This window comes from Ferrovibrio sp. (assembly GCF_046297595.1).
Classification (GTDB): Bacteria; Pseudomonadota; Alphaproteobacteria; order Ferrovibrionales; family Ferrovibrionaceae; genus Ferrovibrio.
Map to the genome: position 1 here is coordinate 117,240 of NZ_JBKBHT010000007.1, position 14,355 is coordinate 131,594.

A 14,355-nucleotide genomic window follows, 5' to 3' on the forward strand; every position below is an offset into this window, starting at 1 on the left:
GCAAAATGCACGTTGGTCTTGACCGGGTCATGTCAGGGGAATAGGATGCGCCTTACGAACATAGCGTATCCAATTCCTAAAAACCTCGCAGCGCCAACTGCGGGGTTTTTGCTTTTTCAGAGCTGGGAGATAATGATCGCCGCCTCCAGGTTGAGGCTCCGGCGAAGTTACTTGTCCTTCCGGTCGAACTCAGATAATTTCTCTGCGTCCGACCGGAAAGCTCCAAGTGGTTGCGGGAGCCGGCAACCAGCATCAGGCAGGCGGACTGCTGAGCGGCCTCAACCACGGCAAGCCCCGGCACAATACGGCTGCATGGCGTTTCGGCATAGCGGCAGCGGGTGTGGAACCGGCATCCCGGCGGCGGATCGATCGGATTGGGCGGATCGCCGGTCAGCGGCGCTTCCTCGGTGCGCAGGTCCGGATCCATGGCAGGCATCGAATTCAGCAGCGCCGCTGTGTAGGGATGGGCCGGTCGATCGAAGATCGCTTCAGCGCTGCCGATCTCGGCTACCTTACCGAGATACATCACCATTACCCGGTCAGCCATGAAACGCACCACGTTCAGGTCATGGGAGATGAAGATATAGGTCAGGCCGAAGGCCTCTTTCAGGTCGAGCAACAGATTAAGCACCTGTGCTTCAACCGACTTGTCGAGAGCCGAGACCGCCTCGTCGAGGATGACAAGACGCGGCTCCAGAGCCAGGGCACGGGCTATGTTGATGCGCTGACGTTGCCCCCCGGATAATTCATGAGGATATCGGCCAGCAAAACGATTGGGTTCGAGACCAACGCGGGCAAGCAGATCATGAGCGCGACTGAGCGCCTCGCGACGACCGATCCCATGCACCTGCGGCGCGAAGGCGATAGAATCCTCAATGGTCAGGCGTGGATTGAGCGAAGCATAACTGTCCTGGAACACCATCTGGGTCTGGCGCCGGAATTCCGGCAGCGACAGGTCATGTCCGACTGCTTCGCCATCGAAGATGATTTCGCCGCGATCTGGCGGGATCAGATGCATCAGCAGTCGCGCCGTTGTCGACTTGCCGCAGCCGGACTCGCCGACAATGCCGAGCGTCTCCCCCTTCATCAGGTCGAAGTCAATGTCGTCGACGGCACGCACCACGGCACCGCCACGGCCGAACAGTCCCTTACCGACCGGAAAATGCTTGACCAGGCCACGAACTCCCAGCAATGGCTGACGCGGCCCCCCACGGTCGCGCGGATCGGAAGCAAAATGATCGGGGCTATTGGTCATGTGCGCACATCCATGGCGGAGCGCAGGCTGTCGGAGAACAGATTGAAGGAGATCGATGTGATAAAAATCATAACCCCAGGCAGTGCCGCCACCAGCGGATTGACATAGATCGCCGTGCGCAGCGTGTTGAGCATCAACCCCCATTCCGGCTCCGGTGGTCGCACGCCGAGGCCAAGGAAGCTAAGGCCGGAAGCGAGAATCATCGACACCGAAATCAGACTGGTGGCATAGACGAAAATCGGACTAAGCACATTGCCCAGAACATGCACCCGCACGATGGTGAAGCCACCGGCGCCACTCGCCCGTGCCGCTTCCACATAATCGCGGTTACGCACCTGGGTAGTGACGCTTTCGGCCACATGGGTGATTGGCGGTATGAAAACGATGGTCAACGACACCAGCGCGTTGGTCAGGCCCGCACCAAGCGCCCCCGATAGCGCCACGGCCAGCAGAACGGATGGGAAGGCGTAAAAAACGTCGATGGTGCGCATGATTGCGGTGTTAATCGCACCGCCGACATAGCCAGCGATCACCCCGAGGCCAGAACCAATGACAAAGGCCATCAGCACCGGCGTTACCCCCATGAACAGCGACAATCGCGCTCCGAAAATCAGGCGCGACAACATGTCTCGGCCCAGTTCATCGGCACCCAGCGGATAACCTGGCGTGCCCACCGGGCGCAGGCGCCGGAGCATCGAGCCCTTCACCGGGTCGGCTGGCGCCAGATAAGGCGCAAAAATCGCCATCAATATCAGCGCCACGATGATCGCCAGCGCGAACATCGCTACCGGATCGCGCGACAGGCGGCGGATCACTCCGCGCCAGTAACCTTCCGAAACCTGGATGGGGGCGATGACTGCTTTTCTGTCCAGCGCGCTGACGGCCATGGATCAGCTCCGCTGTATACGAGGATCAAGGGCTGTCTGCAGCACATCCACCAGCAGATTGAGCAACACAAAGAACATCGCCAGCACGAGTATGGTGCCCTGCAGCAGGGGCAAGTCACGCTGGAAGATTGCCGCGTTGAGTAAAAAGCCGGTACCAGGCCAGGAAAACACCGTCTCGATCAGGATAGATCCACCCAGCAGGTAACCGAGCTGCAGCCCCATCACTGCCAGCGCCGTCGGCGCTGTGTTCTTGACGACATGGCGGAAAATGCCGCGATCCATCAGGCCTTTCGCGGCCAGTGTCTGCACAAAGTCCTGCGACAGGATTTCCGCCACCAAGGCGCGGATGGTACGGGCAATCACGCCCATCGGAATCACTGACATGGTAACCGCCGGCAGGATCAAATGGCGCATATGGTCCCAATCCCATGCCCAGTCGGCAGAACCGCCCGGTCCTGCACCGGTGGCCGGCAGCCAGTTCATCTGCACCGAGAAGATGATCACCAGCACCATGCCGAGCCAGTAATGCGGCACACTGACGCCAAGAACCGACAGGAAGGAAGCGGTACGATCCATCACCGAATCGCGGTAATAGCCAGCAACAAAGCCGAACAGGCAGCCGAAGAAAAACCCGATCAGGGTGGCCAGAGCGGAAAGGATCAGGGTATTACCGACGGCCCGCATTACCTCCGTGGACACGGCACGACCGGAGGCGATGGATGTGCCAAGGTCGCCCATCATCACCTTTCCGAGCCAGATTACGTACTGCACCGGCAGTGGCTTGTCGAAACCGTAAGCGGCACGCATCTCGGCCTGCTGCTCGGCACTGGCGTCGATCGGCATCACCGCCGTCAGCGGATCACCCGGCGTGATATGCACCAACATGAAACAGACGAGGCTGACCCCGAAAGCCACGGGGAGCAGATAAAGAAGCCGCTTGAGGGCATAGATAAGCATGGGGCGGCCCGCAAATCAGTAACCGTAGGAGTGGAATAGCCGGCCCCGCTGGTCGGAGCCGGCCAACCGGCATTGCTTACTTCGACATGGTGATTGGCGAGAAGTCCTGGAACCAATTCTGCGCCTGCACGAAGCCCTTCACCTTCGGGCTCATGGCACGGGCATTGACGTCATGCGTCACCATCAGAAACAGGGCTTCGTTGACGTATTTCTCGTGAATCTTCTCCATGACCTTGTCCTGCTCCTTGGTATCGAACGCATTGCGGACTTCGTCAAACAGCTTGTCCATCTCGGGATCACAGTAGTGACCCCAGTTGGTTCCGTTAGGTGCTGCCAGGTTGCACTGGAGATGGCGGATCACGCCGGTGAACGGATCCTGGATGAAGTAGGTGAAGTTGATCGAACTGCCGCCGCGAGCGCTTTCGCTTTTTGCACCGGCACGCCAGATATTGATCAGTTGATTCCACTCCACTACCTCGAACTCGACCTGGATGCCGATTTCGGCCAGACTTTGCTGGACAAACTCGTTCATCGGCAGCGGCAGCATCTGGCCCGAGCCCGAGGGCGAGATCAGCGCCTTCACCTTCAGCGGCTTGTCCGGGCCGTAGCCGGCCTCCTTCATCAGCTTTTTGGCTTCGGCCAGATCGTAGCGGACCTTGAAGCTCGGCTTGCCGAACCACTGATTGCCCGGCGGCAAGAAACCTTCGGCTGGAATCATTAATCCGCCGAGAAGCTCTTTCAGCGCCATGCGGTCGATGGCGAGATTGGCGGCCTTGCGGATGCGAATGTCGTTCCAGGGCGAACCCTCGATACGCGACAGATGCCAAGTCCAGTTATGCGGATAGGCATTGGTCACGATCTGTAGGCCGGCGGCCTTCAGCGACGGCACCGCATCCGGCGCCGGCGCCTCGATCCAGTCCACCTGACCCGACCGCAACGCGGCAACACGGGCATTCGGCTCAGGCAGCGGCAGCAACACCAGCTTGTCCAGCTTCGGCACGCGGGCCTTGTCCCAGTACCCGTCATAAGGCGTGAGTTCGGCCCGCTCGCGCGGTACAAAAGCCGTCAGTTTCCAAGGGCCGGTGCCCGATGGGGTTTTGGCGAATTCGTCCCAGTTCCTGCCAAGTTTTTCCCACTGGGCCGGCGAGGACATCATGATCCAGGCCAGCTGGTAAAGCAGGGTCGCATCCGGCGTTTTGGTGACGATCTCCACCGTGTATTTGCCGGTGGCCTTGTAGCTGGCCACGGCCGGGATGCGCGAACGGCCCTGCGCCGACTGGCGCGGGTCGAACTGCGGCGCATCCTTGTTGAGCAGCTTTTCGAGATTCCAGACCACTGTTTCGGCAGTGAATTCGCTGCCGTCGTGGAATTTCACACCTTCGCGCAGGGTGAAGGTCCATTTGGTCTTGTCCGCCGCATCGACGGCCCACTTGGTCGCGAGGCCGGGGACCAGAACCGACGGCTTGTCGAACTTGCTCATGTCCCAGTTGATCAGGGCATCATAGACCGTATAGCCCATGAACCGCATGCCCTCGCCGCCCTGGTCGGTCTGGCCGGTGGTCAGCGGAATGTCGGAGGCCGTCATGCCGATCCGCAATGTACCTTGCGCCAGCGCCGGACCGGTAATCAGGGCGGCAGTAGCGGCAGTAATGGTGACAACCGCAAACAGCGCATGAAGCCAGGAGGAGGTTTTTTTGTGGTCATTGCACAACCCTGTTTTGGATGGTGCATGTTGCAACGCAAACTCCGTGCCAGTCGTCAAGGCTATGATTCTACATGGCAATGCAATCCTGCCGGATCACTTTGCCCGGTGTGATGCAGGTGCGCCTCGAAAACAGGCAACAGGGCGGTTGAACGCGTCCGTCGGCAAAGGCTTGCTGAGAGCCGTCAGTCGGCCCAGCCTTTGCGGAATGATTCACTGTGGAGCCCGGGCATGCGCCTACTGATTCTTAATGCCAATACCAGCCAAGCCATGACTGACAGGGTTGTGGCCGCCGCCCGAAACATCGTGGCGCCGGGCACAACAGTCACTGGCATCACCGGACGTTTCGGCGCCGAGGTTATTGCCACCCGCAGCGCCTATGCCATTGCCGGTCACGCAGCGCTGGATGCCTATGCCGAACATGGCCGCGATGCTGATGCGGTGGTTCTGGCCTGTTTCGGCGACCCCGGCATCCTCGCCCTGAAGGAGCTTGCCCATGTGCCAGTGATCGGCATGGCCGAAGCGGGCTGCCATATGGCGGCGCAGCAGGCCCGGCGTTTTTCGATTGTCACCGGTGGCCTGCGCTGGAAAGCGATGCTGACCGAGTATGTCGACAGCCTCGGCCTAGGCGGACAATTGGCCAGCGTTCGCAGTCTCGATGCGGATGGCGGACGCATTGCTGCCGATCCTGACACGGCCGAAGCGGGCATCGTTGCGGCCTGCAGAGCCGCGATCGACCAGGATGGCGCGGAACTCGTCATCCTTGGCGGTGCCGGCATGGTCGGCATGGTGTCGCGTGTGGCCGGCCATCTGCCGGTGCCAGTGATCGATGGCCTGACACCGGCGATCCATATGGCACAGGCGGCAGTGGCGGCCGGTAGCCGCAAGGCGGCATCAGGATCGCTTGCCTTCCCCGGACCGGTGAAGACTGCCGGTCTGGCGCCCGCGCTGGCGGCGCTGCTGGCTCAGTCCGGCGCTGTTGCGTAGACAGGCACCTTTGTTTCGAAAGCGCCGCCCAGACGATACAGGGTCGCTTCGTCGAACGGCCTGCCGATCAGCTGGAAACCGACCGGCAGCCCGCCGCGCACGAAACCGGCCGGGACCGTCATAGCCGGCAGCGCCAGGCAATTGATCGGCCGGGTCAGACGGGTCAGCGTGGCAATCACCTTGCCGGCTTCCGGTTTGCCGGCCACATCGGTCTCGGCGATGGTCGGCGCCGGCCGGTCGCCCACCGGCGCGAATACCGCATCGGCGCCATTCATCGCCTTCAGGAAAGCGGCAACCGCTTCGCTGCGCCAGCGCAGGGCGTCGACATAATCGACCGCGCTGAGCGCAAGCCCGTTCTCCAGCCGCGCCCAGACCTGATCGCTATACAGATGTGGCCGGGTACGCAGCCAATTGCCATGCAAGGCTGCCGCCTCGCTGGACAGCATCACATTGGCTGCCGCCGTGATGTCATCCATGTCCGGCGGCGTCATCTCGACCAGTTTCACGCCGAGCTTCGCAAACACGTCGAGCGTGCGCTCCAGCAGTTCGGCGCTGGGTTTGTTCAGTCTGTCCCAGAAGAAACGCCGCGGCACTGCAAGCTTCAGGCCGCGCACGGCACCGGACCGCGCCGCCTTCAGGTAGTTGCCAACCGGCAGGCTGCTGGCCGTCGGATCGCGGGGATCGGCGCCGGCAAGGATTTCCAGCAGCAGCGCGCTGTCCTCGACCCGGCGGGTCAGCGGACCGACGGTGTCAAGCGAATAGCTCAGCGGCATGCAGGCGGCGCGGCTGACCCGGCCCCATGTCGGCTTCATGCCGACCAGCCCGCAGTAATGCGCCGGCTGGCGGATCGAACCGCCGGTATCCGAACCAAGCGCCCCGAATACCATGCGGGCGGCGACCGCTGCCGCCGAGCCGCTGGAAGAGCCGCCGGTTATGCGGTCGGCATGCCAAGGATTGCGGGCATGGCCGTAATGATAGTTGTGGCCGGTGGGGCCGAAGGCGAACTCGGCCATATTGAGCCGGCCAAGATCGAGGGCACCTGCGGCATCCAGCCTTTGCAGGGCCGTGGATGTCTCAGTGGCTTTCCAGTGCCGCCGGATTGCCGAACCACAGCTCGTTTCCTCGCCCGCACGATAGTACATGTCCTTGTGGGCCAGCGGCACGCCGGCCAGCGGGCCGGTTCTGACGCCCCGTTTGCGGGCGCGGTCCACGGCTTTTGCCGCCTTCAGGGCACGGGCATCCTCCAGCTTGAGAAACGCATTGGTCCTCGGCTGCCATTCGGCAATGCGGGCAAGGCAGGCCTCGGTCAGCGCCTGCGCCGAAAGTCTGCCGCGGGCGATGGCGGCAGCGGCTTCGGCAAGGCCGAGACTGGTAAGGTCGTCGCTCATTTGCGCACCTTCTTCTTTCCGGTTTTCGCCGGCTTTGCGGTCACCGCCGGGAACAGACCGGGTTCGGTTTCGAAAGCTAGCCTGCGGGCGACCGCGCGGAACCGCGCCGCCGCCGGGCCAAGGGTCATCGAGACGGTTTCCGGGCGGCCAGCGCGCAGGGCCACGCCGGCCTGGTCAAACATCGCGGCAACCAGCGGCGGTGGCAGGGCTCCGGCTGGTTTCGCCGGCTGGATGGCAACGATCTTCTGTTTGTTCCTCATGGCGGCAGTTCGGCTCCCCTGCGTTCGACGATCAAGCCATAATGCTGTGGCATGCGATGCGCCGCAAAGTTGAAAGTCGTGGATTTATAACTGAGGCAGGCATCAAGGTCGCAGACGGCAACCGCCAGTTCATCGCCTTCGCCCCGTGTCGCCGCCACCGTCATACCGGACGGCGCGATGATCTGGGTACCCCCGATCATCGGCACGCCCTCTTCGTTGCCGGCCTTGGCGACTCCGACCACCCAGCAACCATTCTGGTAGGCGCCGGCCTGCATGACGAGGGTGTTGTGGTGTAGCGACAGCGCGTCGTGATCGGGCGCCGGCGGATTGTGCACCGGTGTGTTGTAGCCCAACAGGATCATCTCCGCGCCCTGTAGCCCCATGACACGATAGGTTTCGGGCCAGCGCCGGTCGTTGCAGATACACATGCCGAGGATGCCGCCAAATGCCCGCCAGACCCGGAAACCGGTGTCGCTTTCATCGAAATACCGCTTTTCCAGATGCTGGAAGCGTCGCCAGGGTTCATGCTCGCGATGGCCGGGCAGGTGCACCTTGCGGTATTTGCCGATGATGGTGCCATCGCGGTCGACTAGGATTGAGGTATTGAAATGCCGGCCTTCGGGTGTCCGTTCGGCATAGCCGAGCGAAAATCCGAGACCGAGCCGTTTCGCCTCGTCGAACAGGGCCTGCGTGTCGGGACCTGGCATCCGGTGTTCGAAAAAGCTGTCGATCTCTGCCGCATCTGTCATGAACCAGCGCGGAAAGAAGGTTGTCAGCGCCAGTTCCGGAAACACGACAAGGTCGCAGCCCAGCCGTTTTGCCTCCTGCAGATGCGCGATCAGCCGCCCGACAACTTGGGCGCGGCTGTCATTGCGGGCAATCGGACCAAGCTGGGCGGCAGCAACAGTGATCTGGCGGGACATCACTGGAAAGTTTCAGCAAGATGCATGCCAGCCCTGTCCGGCCCTGATCGGATGCGATGCCCGATGGCTGCCCAATCAATGGCCGCCTCACGATGTTTTATTGATCACCTGCATCGGAGCGGCCAGCGGCACCAGTTCCTCGTCGCCATCGTCGCCGGTAGTCCACATAACGATAGCGAAACGACCCGGCCGCTGCAGCGCCACCATCGGATGGTGCCAGGCACCGGCTGCATAAACGATGGCCTGGTCCGGACCCGCCATGAAACTCACGGCCCGTGATGGATCGGGCTGGCCAGTGCCGTCATCGGGGCAAACCGTGACCAGATAGCCTGCAACATCAATCGGAATGAAGGCCTGTGCCGAGAACGGATGCCGTTCGAACAGCCGCAGCGCAAACGGCAGCACGCCTGCATCGACAAGTGCCAGAGACAGATCAAGCTGCGCATGCGGGCGACGGTTTTCGATCAGGCCGCCATGATAGACTCGCCCTGCTTCCGCCAGCGACAGCACATGGCCATAGTCACGGAAGGACGATGCTGCTAGCGGCTGCGCCGCGATAGCGACCGGCAGCATCAGGCTGTCCAACAAGCCTTGTTGTTCTGCATACTTTGGATTGCCGTCATCACGGTGTTTCCGTCATCCATGATCAGAAGGGTGCAGACTGATATTATGCAATGTCCGTGCCTGCCTTGTTCAGCGGCAGGCGGGCGGAATGGCCAGAGCGTATCGGGATGGCGGCCCTGAACTGTTTGAATCAACAGAAATACGCTTGCTGCGGTTACGCTACCTGCAGGCTTCGCGGCCTGTGCCGCGGCGATAAAGATGCGGCGCGGTCGCAACTTGAAAATACATGCGGCCGCAGATGCTGGATCGCCTCCCTTCCACCCTCCTGATCGACAGCGAGAATATCTAAGGACGCCAATTCCGTTTGGCGGCTACCCTCTCGGATTCACTAAAGGCTTCAGCCGACCATTCTGCAGTGCCACATGCTTTGGTTGCGCCAAAGCAGAAGGGCTATTTGATAGCCAGGAGCTTTGTCGCCAAATCGGTGTAAGGCTTAAAAAATGGTGGGCGGTGAGAGGGTCGAACTCCCGACATCCTCGGTGTAAACGAGGCGCTCTACCACTGAGCTAACCGCCCACAAGGCCGGCCAGAACGGCCGAAGCCGGGGTTCTATAGCAGATCAGGTCCGGTATCGCTACCGGACCCGTTGCATTTCGATAGGCCGTTCCAGGCCGGCCAAAATCAGCCGACCGCCTCCTTCAGCGTCTTGCCGGCGCGGAATTTCGGCTGCCGCGTGGGCGGCAGGTCGATCCGCTCGCCCGTGCGCGGGTTACGGCCCGGACTGGCCGCCCGGGTGCCCACGAAGAAGCTGCCGAAGCCGACAATCCGCACCTCCTCGCCGCGACGCATGGCCTCGGTGATGAGTTCGAACACCGCCTCGACGGCGCGTTCGGCCTGTTCCTTGCTGAGACCCGAGGTATCGCGCACCTGGGCCATCAGATCCTGTTTGTTCACGCTGCCGTCCTCCGGAACACGATGGAGTCAGTGTTTGACCATGCCTTCGCGATCGCCCTCCGCTTCGGGTTCGACCACAGCCGGCTTGTTGAGATCGTCAACGTCGTTCCACTCGATTGGTTTCAACTCTGCGACCAGGGCGTGCTTCAGCACCTCTTCGCAGGTCGAGACCGGTATGATCTCGAGGCCTTTTTTCACGTTGTCTGGAATCTCGACCAGATCCTTCTCGTTCTCCTTCGGGATCAGAACGGTCTTGATGCCGCCGCGATGCGCAGCCAGCAGCTTTTCCTTCAGGCCACCGATGGGCAGCACGCGGCCGCGCAGCGTGACCTCGCCAGTCATCGCCACATCCTTGCGCACCGGCACGCCGGTCAGCACCGAGACGATCGAGGTGACCATCGCCACGCCGGCCGAAGGGCCGTCCTTGGGCGTCGCGCCCTCGGGCACATGGATATGGATGTCGCGCTTGTCGAAGATCGGCGGCTTGACGCCGAAAGCAACCGCGCGAGACCGCACATACGAGCGTGCCGCCTGCACCGATTCCTGCATCACCTCGCCCAGCTTGCCGGTGATGGTCATACGGCCCTTGCCGGGCAGCATCACGGCTTCGATGGACAGCAGCTCGCCGCCCACCTCGGTCCAGGCCAGGCCGGTGGTGGTGCCGACCAGGTCCTCAAGCTCGGCCTCGCCATACCGGAAACGGCGCACGCCGGCATATTTGTCGAGATTCTTGGGCGTGACCTTGATCGACTTCACGCCCTTGGACAGGATTTCCTTCACCGCCTTGCGGGCGAGGTTCGCCAGCTCGCGCTCCAGCGAACGTACGCCGGCCTCGCGGGTGTAGTAGCGGATCAGATCGCGCAGGGCGTCGTCGGTGATCGACCATTCGCCCTTCTTCAAGCCGGCGGCCTTGATCTGCTTGTCCAGCAGGTGGCGCTTGCAGATCTCCACCTTCTCATCCTCGGTATAACCGGGGATGCGGATGATCTCCATGCGGTCCAGCAGCGGCTGCGGCATGCGCAGGCTGTTGGCCGTGCAGATGAACATCACGTCGGAGAGGTCGTAGTCGACCTCCAGGTAATGGTCGCTGAAGGTGCTGTTCTGCTCGGGGTCGAGCACTTCCAACAGCGCCGAAGACGGATCGCCGCGGAAGTCCTGGCCCATCTTGTCGATCTCGTCGAGCAGGAAAAGCGGATTGTTGGTCTTCGCCTTCTTCATCGACTGCACGACCTTGCCGGGCATCGAGCCGATATAGGTACGGCGATGGCCGCGGATCTCGGCCTCGTCGCGCACGCCGCCCAGCGACACGCGCACGAAGTTGCGGCCGGTCGAGCGGGCGATCGACTTGCCCAGCGAGGTCTTGCCGACGCCGGGCGGGCCGACCAGGCAGAGGATCGGGCCCTTCAGCTTGCCCGAGCGCTGCTGCACGGCGAGGTATTCAAGGATGCGCTCCTTGACCTTCTCCAGACCGTAATGGTCGTCGTTCAGCACCTTTTCGGCGTTCTTGATGTCTTTCTTGACCTTGCTGCGCTTGCCCCACGGGATCGACAGCATCCAGTCGAGATAGTTGCGGATGACTGTGGCCTCGGCCGACATCGGGCTCATCGAACGCAGTTTCTTGACCTCGGCCAGAGCCTTTTCGCGGGCTTCCTTGCTCAGGCGGGTCTTCTTGATGCGCAGTTCGATCTCGGCCACCTCGTCGCGGCCGTCCTCGCCCTCGCCCAGTTCCTTCTGGATCGCCTTGAGCTGTTCGTTCAGGTAATACTCGCGCTGGGTCTTCTCCATCTGGCGCTTCACGCGCGAGCGGATCTTCTTCTCGACCTGCAGCACGCCGATCTCGCCTTCCATCATGGCGTAGACGCGCTCAAGGCGCTCGACCACGTTGGCGATCTCAAGCAGTTCCTGCTTGTCGCTGATCTTGATGGTGAGGTGCGAGGCGACGGTATCGGCCAGCTTGGAGGCGTCGTCGATCTGGTTTAGCGAGACCAGCACCTCGGGCGGAATCTTCCGGTTCAGCTTCACATACTGCTCGAACTGGTTGATCACCGAGCGCGACAGCGCCTCGGTCTCGCGGCCCTCGCCGGAATCGTCGCTGATCACCTCGGCCTGGACCTGGAAGAAATCCGGGTTGTCGCTGAACTTGACGATCTTGGCGCGCTGGGTGCCCTCGACCAGCACCTTCACGGTGCCGTCGGGCAGGCGCAGCAGCTGCAACACCGAGGCGATGGTGCCGACGCTGTGAATGTCTTCGGGGTTGGGGTTGTCCTGGCCGGCATTCTTCTGGGCGACGAGCAGGATCTGCTTGTCGTCCTTCATGACATCCTCGAGCGCCCGCACCGACTTCTCGCGGCCGACGAAGAGCGGCACGATCATGTGCGGGAATACGACGATGTCCCGCAGCGGCAGGACCGGAAACACTTGGGCGCGAGGCGATGTAAACATGCGGCTTTCATCCTGATGGGCGGCGCGGGAAAGCCCGGTTTTGGGCATCCCTTTGCCGCCTGACAGAGGTTAACATGGGAATTCCCACAAGTTCCGTCAAGGCACGGTGGCAACACACAGGAACACCAGAATGACACAACCCGAGTCGCATGCCACCCGCATCATGGATGGGGACATTCTGGAGGTCGCCATGCTCGACGTCCGCCGTGGCCAGGAAAAGGCTTTTGGAACAGCGCTGCAGCAGGCCCTGCCCCTGATCAGACGGCAGCCCGGCTGCCGCCAGGCCACAGTGCGGCCCTGCCTGGAAAATCCCGGGCGCTACCTGCTGCTGGTGTATTGGGCCACATTGGCCGACCATGAACAGGGGTTTCGCGGCTCCGACGATTACCGTCGCTGGCGCGCCCTATTGCACGGATTCTACGAGCCTTTTCCGACCGTGGAACATTACGGGCCGCCCCTCTGAAGAGGCGGCCCGCATAACCGGGTAAGGCAGCCGGGAACGGCGCCGCGCGATCAGGCGCTGACGTCTTCCTGCTTGCGGTCGGCGTAAATCAGCAGCGGCTTGGCGCGGCCCTCGACCACGTCGGGGGAGATCACCACCTCCTCGACGCCATTCATGTTCGGCAGGTCGAACATCGGGTCGAGCAGGATGGCCTCCAGGATCGAACGCAGGCCACGCGCGCCGGTCTTGCGGGCGATGGCCTTGCGGGCCACGGCCGCCACGGCCTCGTCCGAGAAGGTCAGCTTGACGTCTTCCATCTCGAACAGGCGCTGATACTGCTTGATCAGGGCGTTCTTCGGCTTGCTGAGGATGTCCACCAGCGCGGCCTCGTCCAGGTCATGCAGGGTGGCGATCACCGGCAGGCGGCCGATGAATTCCGGGATCAGGCCGAACTTGAGCAGATCGTCCGGTTCGACTTCGGCCAGGATTTCGCCCGAGCGCCGTTCGTCCGGACCGCGCACTTCGGCGCCGAAACCGATCGAGGTGCCCTTGCCGCGGCCGGCGATGATCTTCTCCAGGCCGGCAAAGGCACCGCCGCAGATGAACAGGATATTCGTGGTATCCACCTGCAGGAATTCCTGCTGCGGATGCTTGCGGCCGCCCTGCGGGGGCACGGAGGCGACGGTGCCTTCCATGATCTTCAGCAGGGCCTGCTGCACGCCCTCGCCCGATACGTCGCGGGTGATCGAGGGATTGTCCGACTTGCGGCTGATCTTGTCGACTTCGTCGATATAAACGATGCCGCGTTGCGCCCGCTCGACGTTGTAGTCGGCCGACTGCAGCAGCTTGAGGATGATGTTCTCCACATCCTCGCCCACGTAACCGGCTTCGGTCAGCGTGGTGGCGTCGGCCATGGTGAACGGCACTTCCAGGATGCGGGCCAGCGTCTGGGCTAGCAAGGTCTTGCCGCAGCCGGTGGGGCCGATCAGCAGGATGTTCGACTTGGCCAGCTCGACGTCGTTGTTCTTGCCGCTGTGGCCTATGCGCTTGTAGTGGTTATGAACGGCCACCGAGAGCACCTTCTTGGCGTGATTCTGGCCGATCACGTAATCGTCCAGCACCCGGCAGATTTCCTGCGGGGACGGCACGCCGTCACGGGTCTTCACCAGGGCTGACTTGTGCTCTTCACGGATGATGTCCATGCAGAGCTCGACGCACTCGTCGCAGATGAACACCGTCGGGCCGGCGATCAGCTTGCGCACCTCGTGCTGGCTCTTGCCACAGAACGAGCAGTACAGAGTATTTTTGGAGTCACCGCCGCTCAATTTGGTCATACCTGCTCCACTGAGCGGGCCGGCGCCGGGCGACGCAGGCCCTATTCCATCGAATCGTCATCATAAGGAACCGAAGCTCCGGGCACAACGGACATGGGGCCCGGAGGGGGGCTTCGACAGGGCGTGAACCGTCACATTATCGGTATTTAACGCGCCCTGACGCCCCGACAAGAACCTGTCCCAGCCATCAGTTCCGGGGCAGAGTGCCACGACCGGAGGTTGGTCGTGATCCCGGCCGGCGGTTGCAGGCCGGACTGGCC

At 62.2% G+C, this 14,355-nt stretch carries 12 protein-coding genes, 1 tRNA gene and 1 pseudogene; 2 read left to right on the forward strand and 12 right to left on the reverse strand.

Annotated elements, in window-relative coordinates; translation table 11 throughout:
* Positions 1 to 76: 76 nt before the first annotated feature.
* The 4 genes from ACK4FJ_RS17205 to ACK4FJ_RS17220 form a co-directional block, all read right to left on the reverse strand.
* Positions 77 to 1,255, reverse strand: a complete 1,179-nt coding sequence (locus tag ACK4FJ_RS17205; protein WP_409767966.1) for an ABC transporter ATP-binding protein — start codon at positions 1,253 to 1,255, stop codon at positions 77 to 79.
* Positions 1,252 to 2,142, reverse strand: coding sequence for an ABC transporter permease (locus ACK4FJ_RS17210; protein WP_409767967.1), 891 nt, complete (start codon positions 2,140 to 2,142; stop codon positions 1,252 to 1,254). Before ACK4FJ_RS17210 ends, ACK4FJ_RS17205 begins: the two co-directional genes overlap by 4 nt.
* 3 nt (positions 2,143 to 2,145) lie before the next feature.
* Positions 2,146 to 3,099, reverse strand: coding sequence for an ABC transporter permease (locus ACK4FJ_RS17215; protein ID WP_409767968.1), 954 nt, complete (start codon positions 3,097 to 3,099; stop codon positions 2,146 to 2,148).
* Positions 3,100 to 3,175: 76 nt separating this feature from the next.
* Positions 3,176 to 4,684 carry an ABC transporter substrate-binding protein gene (locus tag ACK4FJ_RS17220; protein ID WP_409767969.1) on the reverse strand — a complete coding sequence of 503 codons (1,509 nt, stop codon included), beginning with the start codon at positions 4,682 to 4,684 and terminating at the stop codon, positions 3,176 to 3,178.
* 348 nt (positions 4,685 to 5,032) lie between these two features.
* On the opposite strand from ACK4FJ_RS17220, the gene ACK4FJ_RS17225 reads away from it, so the two are divergent.
* The gene (locus ACK4FJ_RS17225; RefSeq protein ID WP_409767970.1) at positions 5,033 to 5,788 is read left to right on the forward strand and encodes an aspartate/glutamate racemase family protein; all 756 of its coding nucleotides are present in this window, start codon (positions 5,033 to 5,035) and stop codon (positions 5,786 to 5,788) included.
* Here ACK4FJ_RS17225 and ACK4FJ_RS17230 read toward each other — a convergent pair.
* From ACK4FJ_RS17230 to lon, 7 genes and pseudogenes are all read right to left on the reverse strand, one after another.
* Positions 5,767 to 7,176 (reverse strand): amidase, encoded by a 1,410-nt coding sequence (locus ACK4FJ_RS17230; RefSeq protein ID WP_409767971.1) that lies wholly within the window; start codon positions 7,174 to 7,176, stop codon positions 5,767 to 5,769. The two genes, ACK4FJ_RS17225 and ACK4FJ_RS17230, sit on opposite strands and share 22 nt — an antisense overlap.
* Positions 7,173 to 7,436: a hypothetical protein gene (locus tag ACK4FJ_RS17235; protein WP_409767972.1), complete on the reverse strand. Its 264-nt coding sequence runs from the start codon at positions 7,434 to 7,436 to the stop codon at positions 7,173 to 7,175. Before ACK4FJ_RS17235 ends, ACK4FJ_RS17230 begins: the two co-directional genes overlap by 4 nt.
* The gene (locus ACK4FJ_RS17240; protein ID WP_409767973.1) at positions 7,433 to 8,359 is read right to left on the reverse strand and encodes an N-carbamoyl-D-amino-acid hydrolase; all 927 of its coding nucleotides are present in this window, start codon (positions 8,357 to 8,359) and stop codon (positions 7,433 to 7,435) included. The genes ACK4FJ_RS17235 and ACK4FJ_RS17240 overlap by 4 nt, the downstream gene beginning before the upstream one ends.
* An 87-nt stretch (positions 8,360 to 8,446) precedes the next feature.
* The gene (locus ACK4FJ_RS17245) at positions 8,447 to 8,932 is read right to left on the reverse strand and encodes an ureidoglycolate lyase (protein ID WP_409767974.1); all 486 of its coding nucleotides are present in this window, start codon (positions 8,930 to 8,932) and stop codon (positions 8,447 to 8,449) included.
* A gap of 492 nt (positions 8,933 to 9,424) precedes the next feature.
* A tRNA-Val gene (locus ACK4FJ_RS17250) sits at positions 9,425 to 9,499 on the reverse strand.
* A gap of 105 nt (positions 9,500 to 9,604) precedes the next feature.
* Positions 9,605 to 9,883 (reverse strand): annotated as a pseudogene (locus ACK4FJ_RS17255) (HU family DNA-binding protein); the annotation flags it as partial.
* Between the two features lie 21 nt (positions 9,884 to 9,904).
* A complete protein-coding gene (gene lon / locus ACK4FJ_RS17260) occupies positions 9,905 to 12,319 on the reverse strand; it encodes an endopeptidase La (protein WP_409767975.1) in 2,415 nt (804 codons plus the stop codon).
* Positions 12,320 to 12,449: 130 nt separating this feature from the next.
* On the opposite strand from lon, the gene ACK4FJ_RS17265 reads away from it, so the two are divergent.
* Positions 12,450 to 12,782 carry an antibiotic biosynthesis monooxygenase family protein gene (locus ACK4FJ_RS17265; RefSeq protein ID WP_409767976.1) on the forward strand — a complete coding sequence of 111 codons (333 nt, stop codon included), beginning with the start codon at positions 12,450 to 12,452 and terminating at the stop codon, positions 12,780 to 12,782.
* Between the two features lie 50 nt (positions 12,783 to 12,832).
* Here the strand turns inward: ACK4FJ_RS17265 and clpX are convergent, their stop codons facing one another.
* Positions 12,833 to 14,095: an ATP-dependent Clp protease ATP-binding subunit ClpX gene (clpX, locus tag ACK4FJ_RS17270; protein WP_374299060.1), complete on the reverse strand. Its 1,263-nt coding sequence runs from the start codon at positions 14,093 to 14,095 to the stop codon at positions 12,833 to 12,835.
* Positions 14,096 to 14,355: the final 260 nt, after the last annotated feature.